Annotated in this window: 12 protein-coding genes; 5 read left to right on the top strand and 7 right to left on the bottom strand. The window is 48.3% G+C overall.

Going from position 1 to position 14722, the window contains the following annotated elements; all coding sequences use genetic code 11:
• Nucleotides 1-256: 256 nt before the first annotated feature.
• On the bottom strand, nt 257-1036 hold the full coding sequence (locus tag ACINK7_RS03505; protein ID WP_014149818.1) for a ParA family protein: 780 nt from the start codon (nt 1034-1036) through the stop codon (nt 257-259).
• A gap of 59 nt (nt 1037-1095) precedes the next feature.
• A complete protein-coding gene (locus ACINK7_RS03500; protein ID WP_341326324.1) occupies nt 1096-1581 on the bottom strand; it encodes a zinc ribbon-containing protein in 486 nt (161 codons plus the stop codon).
• An 82-nt stretch (nt 1582-1663) separates the two neighbouring features.
• On the opposite strand from ACINK7_RS03500, the gene leuS reads away from it, so the two are divergent.
• From leuS to holA, 3 genes are all read left to right on the top strand, one after another.
• The gene (gene leuS, locus ACINK7_RS03495; RefSeq protein WP_404359914.1) at nt 1664-4114 is read left to right on the top strand and encodes a leucine--tRNA ligase; all 2451 of its coding nucleotides are present in this window, start codon (nt 1664-1666) and stop codon (nt 4112-4114) included.
• 13 nt (nt 4115-4127) lie between these two features.
• Nucleotides 4128-4616 (top strand): LPS assembly lipoprotein LptE, encoded by a 489-nt coding sequence (lptE, locus tag ACINK7_RS03490; RefSeq protein ID WP_404359913.1) that lies wholly within the window; start codon nt 4128-4130, stop codon nt 4614-4616.
• Nucleotides 4617-4849: 233 nt separating this feature from the next.
• Nucleotides 4850-5875, top strand: a complete 1026-nt coding sequence (gene holA / locus ACINK7_RS03485; protein ID WP_404359912.1) for a DNA polymerase III subunit delta — start codon at nt 4850-4852, stop codon at nt 5873-5875.
• Here holA and ACINK7_RS03480 read toward each other — a convergent pair.
• Both ACINK7_RS03480 and ACINK7_RS03475 read right to left on the bottom strand, forming a co-directional pair.
• Nucleotides 5856-6527, bottom strand: coding sequence for a sensor histidine kinase (locus tag ACINK7_RS03480; RefSeq protein WP_404359911.1), 672 nt, complete (start codon nt 6525-6527; stop codon nt 5856-5858). The two genes, holA and ACINK7_RS03480, sit on opposite strands and share 20 nt — an antisense overlap.
• Nucleotides 6527-8155 (bottom strand): response regulator, encoded by a 1629-nt coding sequence (locus tag ACINK7_RS03475; protein ID WP_404359910.1) that lies wholly within the window; start codon nt 8153-8155, stop codon nt 6527-6529. Before ACINK7_RS03475 ends, ACINK7_RS03480 begins: the two co-directional genes overlap by 1 nt.
• A 113-nt stretch (nt 8156-8268) precedes the next feature.
• Between ACINK7_RS03475 and htpG the strand changes: the two genes are divergently transcribed.
• On the top strand, nt 8269-10188 hold the full coding sequence (gene htpG / locus ACINK7_RS03470; protein WP_404359909.1) for a molecular chaperone HtpG: 1920 nt from the start codon (nt 8269-8271) through the stop codon (nt 10186-10188).
• A gap of 309 nt (nt 10189-10497) precedes the next feature.
• Here htpG and ACINK7_RS03465 read toward each other — a convergent pair whose 3' ends face one another.
• From ACINK7_RS03465 to speE, 3 genes are all read right to left on the bottom strand, one after another.
• Entirely contained in the window at nt 10498-10815 is a 318-nt protein-coding gene (locus ACINK7_RS03465; RefSeq protein ID WP_404359908.1) for a CcdB family protein, read from the bottom strand.
• Nucleotides 10815-11060: a type II toxin-antitoxin system CcdA family antitoxin gene (locus ACINK7_RS03460; RefSeq protein ID WP_125218304.1), complete on the bottom strand. Its 246-nt coding sequence runs from the start codon at nt 11058-11060 to the stop codon at nt 10815-10817. The genes ACINK7_RS03465 and ACINK7_RS03460 overlap by 1 nt, the downstream gene beginning before the upstream one ends.
• Before the next feature lie 498 nt (nt 11061-11558).
• Entirely contained in the window at nt 11559-12407 is an 849-nt protein-coding gene (speE, locus tag ACINK7_RS03455; protein ID WP_404359907.1) for a polyamine aminopropyltransferase, read from the bottom strand.
• Between the two features lie 469 nt (nt 12408-12876).
• Here speE and speA point away from each other — a divergent pair, with 469 nt between their 5' ends.
• Nucleotides 12877-14712, top strand: a complete 1836-nt coding sequence (speA, locus tag ACINK7_RS03450; RefSeq protein ID WP_404359906.1) for a biosynthetic arginine decarboxylase — start codon at nt 12877-12879, stop codon at nt 14710-14712.
• Nucleotides 14713-14722: the final 10 nt, after the last annotated feature.

Below are 14722 nucleotides of genomic sequence, written 5' to 3'. Positions count from 1 at the left end.
ACGGCGGCACACACGAATCCCTACCGTTTTTATAGACTTTTTTAAACCTAGAAAAAGCATTTCACCATGAAGAATAATAATTTAATTCAATAACTTATCTACCTATTCAAACCATTTTTGCCCTTCTAAAAGGTGATTCAATATTTTAGGACAAGCTGCTAAAAGACTTCATGCAATTCATGGTTAAACTGCAGCATTTAGGATAATGGCTTTCCAATACGATAGCGCGGTAGCTATTTATCGCGAAATACTGAGATCAAACTTTGCCGGTAATTTCGATGTGCAGCGCCCGAAACTCATCGGTCAGTTTATGATACGGCGCATAATAGACCAACGGTTTCGATTCGCTGTGCGATTCCCTAATTTTTACCGACGGTGAAATTTTAGCGTCAAGCACAGGATGACCCTCGGTAATCAGATCCTCGACCAATTGCCTTGGCAGATTGGCTTGTTTTTGATATTGATTGACGACAATGCCTTCGATTTCCAACCCTGGATTATGATCGACCTTAACTTCCGCCAAGGCTTGCATCAACGTATATAAAGCCTCGCGGGAAAATGCATCACAGTCGAAGGGTATCAAGCACTTATGCGCCGCAATCAATGCTGATTGACTATAAAAATTCAAGATCGGCGGAGTATCCATATAAACCGCATCGAATCCTTCCAGCTTTTCCAGGGCTTCTTTCAATTTGAAAATCTTGTATCGGGATTCCAGCCTGGCTTGTAAAGGCTCAAGTTCAGGATGAGAAGGAATCACAAAAAGATTCGGAAAAGGCGTTTCATGAATCACGTCCTCAAGCCCCGGATTATTACTGCCGAACAAACCGAGACCTAAACAATCCTTGAAAAACTTGGCAATGGTTTGATCCGAATTAGCGACTTTTCCGCCCAGTAGATACTGAGTCGCATTGCCTTGCATATCCAAATCCACGACTAACGTTTTTTTGCCTTCGACCGCACTGATTGCTGCCAAATTGCAAGAAATAGTAGACTTGCCGACTCCGCCTTTCTGGTTGAAAATGACCCTGCGCATGCTATGCTCCATAAAATCAAATAGTTAAAGTCGGCATTATAAGGTTTGACAGGATAATATCAACACCGAACGAAAGTATCGGCTCCGCAGGCCGGACATTTTGGAATCTCGCTGATCGTTTTAAACGAAATTTCCTTATTGCATTGATCGCAAACAAACGTGCCGGGACTGGCAATTTCACCGCTATGATAGGTATTGACTTCGGCAATCGCCCTGAATTTGGCTAATTCGACGCTAGTTTTATCGGCCAAACTCATAAATTCCTCCAGCGCGAAATTTTCGAGTAAATCGATATCGAATTTCAGCCATTCGGACAAATCGTCATCATCCTCACTTTCATTACGCGAATGCGCCGCATGCACGACATCGCGCTTGACGTAATCGGATACTTTATTAATTTCTTCCTGCGTCAAACCGCCAAGTTCGCTGGTCTTTTCCTTGGCTTGTTCGAGCGCATGAGCCAAAGAATGTATACCGTCATCCATCACCTCATAAAGGTGTTCCATCAAATTGTTATAGGCTTTAATTAATTTATTGTCACTCATACGATGAACTCCTTAAAATGAGGCTTTAGATTTAAACAAGTGTACTGTATTCTAATATATTTGACCGGAAAAGATGAGAAGGATGGAAGAAAGTTACAAGCCGTTAGAAATCGAGCAAGCGATTCAACAATCCTGGGAAGACACCAACGCCTTTGCGGCCCATGAAGACTCGAATCGCGAAAAATATTACTGCCTATCGATGTTCCCCTACCCCAGCGGCAAACTGCATATGGGCCATGTTCGGAATTATACGATAGGCGATGTGATCAGTCGATTTCAGCGCATGCAAGGCAAGAACGTCCTACAACCGATGGGCTGGGATGCTTTCGGTTTGCCGGCCGAAAATGCCGCGATGCAGCACGGCGTTCACCCGGCCGACTGGACCTACGAAAACATCGAATACATGCGCGACCAGTTGAAACGTCTCGGTTTCGGTTACGACTGGAACCGAGAACTGGCGACTTGCGATCCCGATTATTACCGCTGGGAGCAATGGTTTTTCTTGAAACTGTTTGAAAAAGGCTTGGTTTACAAAAAAACCGCACCGGTCAATTGGTGTCCGCACGACCTGACAGTGCTCGCTAACGAACAGGTTATCGACGGCTGCTGCTGGCGCTGCGACACGCCGGTCGAACGCAAAGAAATTTCGCAGTGGTTCCTGAAAATCACCGCTTATGCCGATGAATTGCTGCATGCCCTAGAAACTCTGGACGGCTGGCCGGAACAGGTCAGAACGATGCAGGCTAACTGGATCGGTCGCTCCGAAGGCGTCGAAATGGATTTTTCGGTTCCCGGCGAAATCGAAGCACTCAGAATCTACACGACCCGCCCCGACACCTTGATGGGCGTGACTTACTTGGCCGTTGCCGCCGAACATCCATTGGCTCTTAAAGCCGCCGAAAACAATGCCGAAATCGCGCGCTTTGTCGAGGAATGCAAAGTCATGGAAACCTCCGAAGCGGCGATGGAAACCATGGAGAAAAAAGGCATCGATTCCGGCATCAAGGCCGTGCATCCGATCAGCGGCGAACAAGTACCGGTTTGGATCGCTAATTTTGTGTTGATGGGTTACGGCACCGGCGCGGTCATGGCGGTGCCGGCGCACGACCAGCGCGATTTCGAATTCGCGCACAAATACGGCATTGCTATCAAGCAGGTCATTCATTCGCTCGACGATTCCGACGACAGCTGCGCCGAACAAGCCTTTACCGACAAAGGGATACTGCGCAATTCGGTTGAATTCGACGGCTTGACCTCCGAACAAGCTTTCATCGCGATCGCCGAAAAACTCGAAAAAGAAAATCGCGGTACCCGCAAAACCAATTTCAGACTACGCGACTGGGGCGTTTCGAGACAGCGCTATTGGGGCGCGCCGGTTCCGATTATCTATTGCGACGACTGCGGCACGATCCCAGTTCCGGAAGATCAACTGCCGGTAACATTACCGCGCGATGTCGTGCTTGACGGTTCGCAATCGCCATTGGTCGCGCATCCGACCTTTTCGCATGTCGACTGCCCGAAATGCGGCAAACCGGCCCGGCGCGAAACCGACACCTTCGATACCTTCATGGAATCGTCATGGTATTTCGCGCGTTTCGCAAGCCCCAAGGCGGACTCGATGGTCGACGAAGCCGCGAAATACTGGCTGCCGGTCGATCAATACATCGGCGGCATCGAACACGCAATCCTACATCTCCTGTACGCCCGTTTTTTTACTAAATTGATGCGCGACGAGGGCATGCCGGTACCCGACGAGCCGTTCAAGAACTTGCTGACGCAAGGCATGGTGCTGAAAGACGGCAGCAAGATGTCGAAATCGAAAGGCAACACGGTCGACCCGCAGGCCTTGATCGATCAATACGGCGCCGACACGGTACGCTTGTTCATCATGTTTGCATCGCCGCCCGAACAATCGCTCGAATGGTCCGACAGCGGCGTCGAAGGCGCGTTCCGTTTTCTACGCCGTCTTTGGAAACAGGTCCATCAGCATGTTCAAAACGATCTTCCGACGCCTGGACTCGACCGCAATGCATTGACCGACGATGAAAAAAACCTTCGCCGGCAACTGCACCAAACCATCGAAAAAGTCACCGACGACCTGGGCAGGCGACATACCTTTAATACCGCGATCGCCGCGAACATGGAACTTTTAAACGCCATTGCCAAATTTACCACCGACTCGAACAACGCCAAGGCTATACGTCAAGAAGCGCTCAGCGCGATCGTACTGATGCTGTCTCCTATCGTTCCGCATATCTGTCAGCGGCTTTGGGAACATTTAGAACAAAGCGGCAGTCTTCTGGATACCGAATGGCCCAAAACAGACCCTAACGCCATGCAACTCGACACGCTCGAAATCGTCGTGCAGGTCAACGGCAAGCTACGCGGTAAAATTTCAGTGGCCGCCAGCGCTTCGAAAGCGCAAATTGAAGCCATTGCACTCGGCGATGATAATGTCATACGCTTTATCGAAGACAAACCTGTCAAAAAAGTCATTGTCGTACCGAATAAATTAGTCAATATCGTCGTATGAACCGAGGTCGCGTATGAGATTGAAAATAGCCCTGCTAATTTTACTGACATTGGCGTTAAGCGCCTGCGGATACCGACTACAAGGAACGGTTGACCTCCCCGACAATATCAATAAGGTTTATCTACAGGGGGCTTCGGGCAATCTGCGCGACCACTTTACTCGGACATTGAGATCGTCTCCCGTGCGCATCGTCGAATCGGCCGGCCAAGCCGAGTTGGTGATTAATACGTTGAATGAAAGACTGGATAGGCGCGTTTTGTCGCTAAGCTCCATCGGCAAAGCAAACGAGTTCGAATTAAATTACAAATTGGAATACGAACTTTTGGATAATCAAGGAGCCGTTTTGGCTCGCAATCAATCGGTCGAAATTATCCGGGAATATTACAACGACCAGGAAGCGGTCATTGCTCAAGCCAACGAGGAACAAGTCATTATTAACGAAATGTACAAACAAGCGGTACGATCAATTCTCGACCTCGCACGAACCCAACTTCATAACTAGTAAGGAATATGCACAAAATAACTTCCATAAGCATTAAGCTTTGTGGCGGTTCGGTGACTCGCTTGACAAGACGCCGTGAATACGTCCTTAAAGGCGGCTATCTGAACGCCAGGGATGGCGTGAATGCAGATTTTGCAGGAGCAAAAATCTGCCCTGCCGCCGACACCTGTCAATCGAGCCACCAACCCCCCTTCCAAAATTTGTCGAAATTATTTCATGCTCGTCCCTAAGCCTTGCGTTTAAAAGCAGAACAACTCGAAGCGGCGCTGAACAAAAATTTGGCGCCAGTCTATTTGATTGCAGGCGACGAACCGTTGCAACTGGGTGAGGCCGCCGACGCCGTAAGGCGCGCAGCCAAAAAAGCCGGATTCGAAAACCGCGAAGTGTTGACCGTCGACGCTCATTTTGAATGGGCTTCGCTCGGCGAATCCGCCGATTCATTCAGTATTTTTGCCGATAAAAAAATCATCGATTTACGCCTACCCTCCGGCAAGCCCGGCGCGGAAGGCTCAAAAGCATTGACCGAATATTGCTCACGCCTGCCCGAAGACACATTACTGCTCATCACATCCGGCAAACTCGACAGCGCTTCATTAAAATCCAAATGGGCTCAAGCCTTGGATAAGGCTGGCATCATCATCCAAATATGGCCTCCATCAGGGCAAGACCTCATCAACTGGTTGCAAAAACGGATGGCGACTAAAGGATTATCCGGCGACCGAGAGGGGGTGCGCCTATTGGCCGGCCGGGTCGAAGGCAATTTGCTGGCTGCCGCACAGGAAATCGAAAAGCTTTTTGTGCTGTACGGCCCCAAACAACTGAGCCGACACGATATCGAATCGGCCGTCGCGGATAGCTCGCGTTACGATGTCTTTAATCTTTGCGATGTAATGCTGGCCGGAAAAATCGGACGCATTCTGAAAATGCTGCAAGGCTTGAAGTCGGAAGGCACTGCGGAACCCCTTGTGTTGTGGGCATTGACCCGGGACATCCGTTTACTAATATCGGTCAAAACCGCCCGAAATCAAGGCTTTTCCAAAGATCAGGCGCTCAGAAACGCCCACGTATGGGAAAACCGAAAGGGCTTGATCCTTGGAGCCGAACAACGCCTTAAACTAGCGCAATTGAATAAAGCCCTGCTGATGAGTACGGAAGCTGACCGGCGAATCAAAGGGGCTTCCAAGGGCAACGCTTGGGATACACTAACTCAAATCTGCCTACTGATCGGAGGCGCCGAAGTCATGGCAGAAACAATCTAAACCGAGCTCCCTCAAAACGACTGTCGTTATCGATTCGCACGATACCGTTTTTCGTTCCATTGCCATGCAACTCGGCAATCGTTGCCGCGAAAAACAATCCAAGGCCGGTATTACCCGGCCCATTCGCAACCGGATGCGACAAATCCGCTATCAATTCCGCTGGATAACCCTCGCCGTCGTCCTCGACCTGAAAACAAACCGAATCGCCGGATTGATAAGCCGACAACACAATCGTTTTGCGGCAATAGCGCTGGGCGTTATTAATGATCGAATTCAGCAAGGTGTTAATTAATCCACTATCGCAATAACAATACAGGTCGTCAGCACATTCAACGATCAGGCCTATACCACCCAAAGCCAGCACCCCCTTCTGTTGAGCCACCACATCATCGAGTATATCTTTGACCTGATACTCATCGATTACCGGACTAAACAGCGACGAATCGATTTTGTACAATATCAACAATTGCATCAGACTGCTATTCATACGAGTTGCTTCAAACTCCAACTGCCGAAACTCAGGCGTTTCTGCAACACCATCAAGCTTAGCTAATTGTGCAATCAATTCGCGGGCGGTCGACAACGAATTTTTGATGTCATGAATCGACGCGGCCAAAATCGTCGGAAAATTATTGATGGGGGATGTAGACATTAGACCTTGGATTCGTTCACGGCAGACATTTTTTCCAATTGCATCAACATATTCCCGATTTTGTCCGGATTAACGCCATATTTGGCGGCTTTCTTGATCAAGTCTTGAGCCTTTGCAAATTTGTGTTGATTAAATCCCGATTTTTTCAAATCATAAATCAAAATCTTGATCATATTGATCATAATCGTTTTATTTTCGGGCATAATCTCGGCCGCTTCTTCAAAGACCCGCATCGCTTCCAATAGCTTCCCTCGCTTAAACAGATCGACCCCTTTGTTATTGATTTCGATCAAGGCCTGCTTAATCGGTGCAATCAATGCATCCGCATGGTGCTCGCTGCCGATACTACCCAACATTGCCTTGACGTTGCCGATAAAATGTTCGTCATCGATATTATTCTTGATCAATTGATCCAGTATCGCGTTCGCCGACTCATCGTTTCCCTTTAAATAATGCGCTTTAACGACATCCATGCGCAAGTCATTCGGAATTTTATCACCCAACTTTTCGCACAACTCCTGCGCAGTCCGATAAGCCTGCTCCGACATTTCTTCATCACCGATTTGCTGGTAGACTTCGGTCTCCAATGCCGCCGCTCGAAGTTCGGCTTCAGGGTCGTTGACATACTGTTTGCGCATGTCTTTCAGAGTATTCAGCGCAGCGGCGCTATTATTGGTCTTTGAATAGACTTTGGCCAACCCGGAAAAATCTCCGGAAGACTTGTGAACGGAGTTTTTGCCTAAATTGACGGCCGATCGATAAGCCTTTTCGGCGATTTCCAGATGCCCGGTTTTATCGGCTAAAGTCGCTAATTTCTTATGCCGCAAAATGGCCTGCGGAGAAATATTGGTCGCCTTATCTAACGCGGCTTGGGCATTTAGATAATCGCCGCTTGCTTCATGAGCCTTGGCCAACCAATCATAAGCTTCCAACATCATCGACTGACTGTCGACTAGCTTCTGAAAAACATCAATCGCCGATTCATAATCGTTCTGCAAATAAGCGATAACGCCCAATCCCAGACGTGCCCAATTAAGCTCTCGCGCGGCCAACACTTCGCGGTAAATATTATCCGCTTTTTTAAAATCGCCGGTATTAACAGCCAATTCGGCACGAATTTTCTGCAAATGCAAATGCATTTTCCGGTTGTCTTCTTGGAGCTTGCTATCGCAATACTGTATCGCCAGACTATAATTTTCGGCCTCGATTGCCTGTTCTATATCGGCGAAAAACTCTTTTTTAGTTTGATTTCTTTCCAGCCGCATCAGTAATTGTTGACCGTTAAAAGGCTTAGTCAAATACTCGTCAGGCTTACTCTCCATAGCACCCAAGACCATACTTTGATTTTGTTCCGCCGTCACCATAATAAAGATGGCATTGTAAGGTAACAATTTACGAAACCTGGCTTCCTCCAATACTTGCTGTCCGTTCTTCCCCTCGCCCAAATTGTAATCGCACAAAACGACATCGAAACGCTCCCTTTTCATCGCGGCAATCGCAGTTAGACCATTGGCCGCTTCGACGATATGTTGCACATCGAGCGTATATAACAATTCGCGTATCGCTTTACGCATATTAGCCAGATCTTCGACGATCAGAAATTTTTTGGACTTTAGATTCAGATTCATGAAAGCAATTTTAACCATAGTTTCTAAAGTGTCTAGCTCATGACTTGAAAAAAATCCAAGTGCCCCCACATCAAATGCAAATTTCTTTTGAATCGATAAGAGGATAATCAAGCATGACCGTTGAAGCAAAAAAAGAAACCCGAGGCTTTGAAACCGAAGTCAAACACTTGCTACACCTAATGATCCATTCCTTGTACAGCAATAAGGAAATCTTTTTACGCGAACTCATCTCCAACGCCTCCGACGCCGCCGACAAACTGCGCTTCGAAGCCTTATCCAACGACGGACTCTACGAAGGCGACAGCGAATTGAAAATTCGGCTCGAATTCGACAAGGATAAACGCACGATCACCGTGATCGACAACGGCATCGGCATGAATCGTCAAGAAGTTCAAGAACATATCGGCACGATAGCCAAATCCGGCACCAAACAATTCTTCGAATCATTGACCGGCGACCAAGCCAAAGACAGCGAGCTAATCGGCCAATTCGGCGTCGGCTTTTATTCGTCGTTCATCGTCGCGGACAAAGTCACGTTGAAAACCCGCAAGGCCGGCGCATCTCATGAAGAGGGGGTGCTTTGGGAATCCTCCGGCGAAGGCGAATACACGCTGGAATCGATCGACAAACCGCAACGCGGCACCGAAATCGTTCTACATCTGAAAGAAGGCGAAGACGAATTTCTCGACGATTGGCGCCTGCGATCTATCGTGCGTAAATACTCCGATCATATCTCATTACCGATCGTAATGGACAAGGAAATTCCGGCTGAAACCGACGACGACGGCAACGAAACAGCCCCCGCTCGCATAGAGGAAGAAACGGCCAACAGCGCATCGGCTTTATGGACCAAAGCTCGCCAAGATATTTCCGAACAGGACTACAACGAATTCTACAAACACGTCGGACACGACTTCCAAGACCCGCTTGCCCATATTCACAGCAAAGTCGAAGGCACCAACGAATATACGCTATTGCTCTATATTCCTTCCCGCGCGCCATTCGATTTATGGGACCGCGACGCGAAACATGGCGTGAAATTGTATATCAAAAAAGTCTTCATCACCGACGATGCCGAACAATTGATGCCGCGTTATCTGCGTTTCATCCGCGGCGTAATCGACGCGAATTCGCTACCGTTGAACGTCTCGCGAGAAATCTTGCAGCAAAGTAAACAAATCAGCACAATCAAATCCGGCGCGGTCAAAAAAGTGCTGGGACTGATCGAAGCCCTGGCTAAAAACGAAGCTGAAAAATACGAAACCTTCTGGTCCAATTTCGGCAATGTCATCAAAGAAGGCATTATCGAAGACTTTGGTAACAAAGACCGCATCGCAAAATTGCTGCGTTTTTCTTCGACCCACACCGACAGCGAAAAACAGGACGTCTCACTCGAAGACTATGTTGGCCGCATGAAAGAAGACCAGGAAAAAATCTATTTCATCACGGCAGACAGCTTCGCGGCCGCGAAAAACAGCCCGCACTTGGAAATTTTCCGCAAAAAAGGCATCGAAGTGCTGCTATTGTCCGATCGTATCGACGAATGGCTGGTCTCAAGCCTGACCGAATTCGACGACAAACCTATGCAATCGGTCGCGAAAGGCGATCTGGACTTAGGCAAACTGGAAGACGAAGAAGAGAAAAAACAGCAGGAAGAAGTCAACAAAGACTTCGAGTCGGTCGTCAATCAAATCAAGGAAGTGCTGAAAGACAAAGTCAGCGAAGTGCGTTTGTCGCACCGTCTAACCGATTCTCCTTCATGCCTGGTCAGCGATGTTTACGGCATGAGCCTGAACATGGAGCGTATCATGAAAGAAGCCGGCCAAAAAATGCCGGGCAGCAAACCGATCTTCGAGCTGAATCCGACTCACGCGCTGGTCACGCGCCTGAAAGAGGAACAAGACGATCAGCGCTTCTCAGACCTGACAAACATCCTGTTCGACCAGGCGATCCTGAGCGAAGGCGGACAATTGGACGACCCGTCGGCATTCGTACATAAATTGAACGAACTGCTGCAGGGATTGTTGAAATAAGCAAAGAAAAAAGGCCGGGCAACCGGCCTTTTTTTGGCCATGCTCACGTTAAGAGGGCTGTAGGGTACGCTGTGCATACCACGGCAGTATCAGCCGTAGTTTAACTTGCACTCATGTGTGCCTTGTGCCGACATTAGGTACGCGCAGCGTACCGATTCACTTTGGATTTATAAGTGCTTCCGACAAAGGCGGGTGTTTTCGACTATTACCGCATACATAGCTTTTTTTGAACCACCGATCAAATCAAATCCGGTGCGCATTGTTCCAGCAAAGTATTTAGTGCCGGCTACCGCCTAGGCTTTTATGCCGTTAAATGCCGGAAATGATGAAGTCCAATGCGGCAATAATTTCAGAGCGATACTGCGAAAGGTCGCAAATTTCTTTACCAAGATATTTTCGATCTATGCCGGCAATTTGCTGGGTGAGCACAATAAAAGATCTGCCATCAATTTTTAAGATTGGACATAGCTTTGTAATTGCAGCTTTACCTGCAAGGTTAGTAGGGCAAAGCGGAATGACGACTGTGCTCCGTAACTCGTCAAGCAAGTTGGATTGAATATCCAAAAGGTAAGAGTAGGCTTTCATGGTTGCTTTGTTTGAATTCTCGTAAGCCCTGAACTGAGCCACTAAAATCTCCTCAAATCGTCGCTAAAGTTTCCATGATCCTCTACCAATTGATTGTACGCTTCGATGGCACTCTTGTTTTCGCACATCCAAAGTTCTCTTTGCCGAGCGTTTACTAATTCGGTTAGAGCTGTTTCCAAGGTTGCCGACAAATTGATCTTTAGTTCTTTCGCTTTAACAAGTAAATCACTGTTGATACTGACGTTTGTTGGTTTTTTTGGGGCGTGAGTGTCAAAGACCTGGGGCATGCGCATATCTCCTCGATAACTAATGCGCATATAATATGCACATTAGTTATGAGACGCAAGACACATAACGAAAGGGAATAAGAATTCGGTCATAAATAACTTCCCTATTTTTAATACGCGGTAGCAGGTTCGGTTGCTCGATTGACAGGTGTCGGCGGCAGGGAAAGCCGCCGTCAAGCCTACACGGACGTATTCACCCAGCACCTAAATCCAGCACCTAAATTCCATAGCCCATTGGCTATGTTTAATATCATGGCTAATTTAGGTGCTGGATGAATTCCATAGTCCATTGAATATGGTTAACTATCTTGGATAATTTAGGTGCTGGGTTCACGGCGTCCTGTCAAGCGAGTTACCGAACCCGCTACAAGACTCATAGCTCCAGGAAGTTATTTTTCACGAAATCCTAAGTTAGGCAACCGACACCGCGATTTTTGTTCGTATTCATTGTTAGTATTGAAGACGGACAACTCTATTGCCCGCCTTGCCATGCATACATCAACCGCCGAACGCCCGTTTGACAAACTCAGGCTGTGCCAATGCCGCGCGGTGGATGTCGACGTTGTAATATTCGGTCGTAAACGGTTTATTCGCCGAATCCTCCTGCCTGAAACCGTTCAATGCTTCCTTACCGGCGATCGTCGCGCTCCACCAGCCTGATGGATAAATGCATTGCGGGAAAAACAGCGTTTGCAGGTGCTCGAAGCCGGCCGCGCTCATGGCATTGCGCATCGCTTGCATCAGATTCAAATGGTAAAGGGCCGACTCGGATTGCTGTATGACCATGCCGTTTTCGGACAGGCAATTCAAACAATCTCGGTAAAATGCTTCACCGAATAAGCCTTCGGCCGGTCCTACCGGATCGGTGCTATCGACGATGATGATGTCGACCGAACCGGGCGCGGCGTCTTTGACCCATTTGATGCCGTCGATGAACTTCAGCTCGGCTCGGGGATCGTCGTTCGACTCGCATAATTCCGGGAAATAAATTTCGGCCAGCCGCGTCACGCGCTCGTCGATGTCGATCTGCACGACTTCTTCTACCCCCGGATGCTTCAAAACTTCCCTCAGAGTTCCACAGTCGCCGCCGCCGATAATCCAGACCCGTTTCGGATCGGGATGCGTGAACAACACGGGATGGCTCATCATTTCGTGATAGAAGAAGTTGTCGCGGGTCGAGACCATCGTGCAGCCGTCGATCACCATCAGATTTCCGAAATCCTCGGTTTCATAGATTTCGAGAAATTGAAAATCGGATTGTTCTTCGTGCAACTTGCGTTTGATTTTTAACGAAAACGCCGATCCTGCGCCGGGAGCTTGTTCGGTAAACCATTCAGTTGGGTTCATTATTGGGTAATCCTGTTGGAAACGTTTAAAATGGCACCATTATATTAGAAATTTGCTCATGACTCAGTAGCTAGAAAAAATAGCAGCTCGAATAAGGCCGATTTATCGCATGAAAACCGATAACTAAGGATTTCGCGAAAAATAACTTCTTGGAGTTATGAGCTTTGTCGAGGGTTCGGTAACTCGCCTGGCAGGACGCCGTGAATACGTCCTTGTAGGCTTGACGGCGGCTTTCCCTGCCGCCGACACCTGCCAATCGAGCAACCGAACCCTCCAAAAATAGGGAAGTTATTTATGACCAAATCCTAAGGCCTGCGCTTAGTTTTCCTATGACATCAACGCGAGTCGCTTCAATAACTTTGCAAAGCCTAAGCCTTTACGAGTACACGGCATTAGAAAATCGGTGTAAATCCGTATTATTCGTACCCATTTCCAACTCTGAATCAATACTTAAAATCGAGGAAGCCCTGTGCAAGCCAAGCCTGAACAACCCTGGACCATTGAACAATCGGCACATACTTACGGCATCGCCAATTGGGGCGAAGGCTTTTTTTCGATCAACAAAGCCGGACGAGTGACCGTTAAACCCTGCCCCGATCAAAATGTCGAGCTGGACTTATACGAAATCGCTCAGACCTTGAACGAAAAAAATCTATCGTTACCGGTGTTAGTACGTTTTACCGACATTCTGAAAAACCGGGTCAAGCAATTGCATGACGCATTCGACAAGGCCCGCAAGACTCATCGATACAATGGTAATTACACGCCGGTGTATCCGATTAAGGTCAACCAACAGCGTAAAGTCATCGAAGGCATTTTATCCGGAGGCAATGTAGGCCTTGAAGCCGGCAGTAAACCGGAATTGCTGGCGATCCTAGCCTTGTCGCCCGGGTTGATCGTCTGCAACGGTTATAAAGACCGTGCTTATATTCGTCTTGCCTTGATCGGCTTGCGCATGGGCCTGAAGGTTTATATCGTCATAGAGAAACCATCCGAGCTGGAAATGATTCTCCAGGAATCGCAAAAACTGGGCATCAAGCCGCTGCTCGGCGTCAGAGTGCGGCTTTCGAGCATCAGCGCCGGCAAATGGCAAAACAGCGGCGGCGAAAAATCCAAATTCGGCTTTCACGCCGGCGAAGTCCTGCAATTAGTCGAGCGTCTCGACAAGGAAGGCCTGCTGGACACGCTGAAACTGATGCATTTCCACATGGGATCGCAAATCGCGAATATTCACGATATCAAAACCGCGCTCAAGGAGGCCGGACAGTTTTATGCCGCATTCCACCACTTAGGCGCGTTAATCGATACTGTCGATGCCGGCGGCGGACTAGGCGTCGATTATGACGGCAGCCGTTCGCGCCGCGACTGCTCGATCAATTACAGCGTCGACGAATATGCGCAAAACATCGTACGCAGCTTCGCCGAAACCTGCGCCGAACACGGTTTAACGCAACCGCACATCATCACCGAATCCGGCAGAGCATTGACCGCGCATCATGCCGTGCTAATCAGCAATGTCACCGATATCGAATCGATCGATACCGAACTCGACGTACACGACACGCCGATTTCTTCGCACAACATCGCCGAACATTATCACGACGCCCAATTCAATCTAAGCGAAGCGCGAAGCGCCTTCGTACAAGGTAAACTCGGGCTGATCGAACTCGCCGATGCCGAGCGCGATTACGTCCGGCTATTCCGTCAAATCAAAACGCACCTGAACCCGAACAACCACAGCGAGGCGTTGATTTTGCAAGAACTTAATGAAAAGCTCGCCGACAAGGTCTTTTGCAATTTCTCTTTATTTCAATCGTTGCCTGACATTTGGGGTATCGACCAAATATTCCCGATCATGCCGATTCACCGTCTCGGCGAGCAACCCTCCCGCCGCGCGGTACTGCAAGACTTAACCTGTGATTCGGATGGCCGTATCGATCGCTACGTCGATGGGCCGAATATCGAAAATACGATGCCGCTTCACAAAATCGACTTGAACGAACCCTATCTTATCGGTTTTTTCATGGTCGGCGCTTATCAGGAAATTCTCGGCGATATGCATAATCTATTCGGCGACACGCATTCGATCAATATCGAACTCGATGCTAACGGCTATCATTTTTCTGATTTACAAGAAGGCGAGCATGTCTCCGATTTATTGGATTATGTCCATATCAATCCCGAAGAATTGAAGGAAGCCTATCATGCAAAGCTAACGCAAAGCGGTATCGGCGAACTAGAGCGCTACGAATATGAAAAAGAACTCGAGGCGGGGCTTCGAGCTTATACTTATTTGGAAAAATAACGGCTCGACT

Source organism: Methylotuvimicrobium sp. KM1 (assembly GCF_044788715.1).
Classification (GTDB): domain Bacteria; phylum Pseudomonadota; class Gammaproteobacteria; order Methylococcales; family Methylomonadaceae; genus Methylotuvimicrobium.
Note: the sequence above shows the minus strand (reverse complement) of the source record. Positions and strands in the feature narration are given on the sequence as shown.

Coding starts and splice junctions, on each gene's coding strand:
- ACINK7_RS03460 (WP_125218304.1), bottom strand. CDS start 11,060: ATGCCCCAGGTCTTTGACACTCACGCCCCAAAAAAACCAACAAACGTC.
- htpG (WP_404359909.1), top strand. CDS start 8,269: ATGACCGTTGAAGCAAAAAAAGAAACCCGAGGCTTTGAAACCGAAGTC.
- ACINK7_RS03505 (WP_014149818.1), bottom strand. CDS start 1,036: ATGCGCAGGGTCATTTTCAACCAGAAAGGCGGAGTCGGCAAGTCTACT.
- lptE (WP_404359913.1), top strand. CDS start 4,128: ATGAGATTGAAAATAGCCCTGCTAATTTTACTGACATTGGCGTTAAGC.
- ACINK7_RS03480 (WP_404359911.1), bottom strand. CDS start 6,527: ATGTCTACATCCCCCATCAATAATTTTCCGACGATTTTGGCCGCGTCG.
- speE (WP_404359907.1), bottom strand. CDS start 12,407: ATGAACCCAACTGAATGGTTTACCGAACAAGCTCCCGGCGCAGGATCG.
- ACINK7_RS03500 (WP_341326324.1), bottom strand. CDS start 1,581: ATGAGTGACAATAAATTAATTAAAGCCTATAACAATTTGATGGAACAC.
- ACINK7_RS03475 (WP_404359910.1), bottom strand. CDS start 8,155: ATGAATCTGAATCTAAAGTCCAAAAAATTTCTGATCGTCGAAGATCTG.
- leuS (WP_404359914.1), top strand. CDS start 1,664: ATGGAAGAAAGTTACAAGCCGTTAGAAATCGAGCAAGCGATTCAACAA.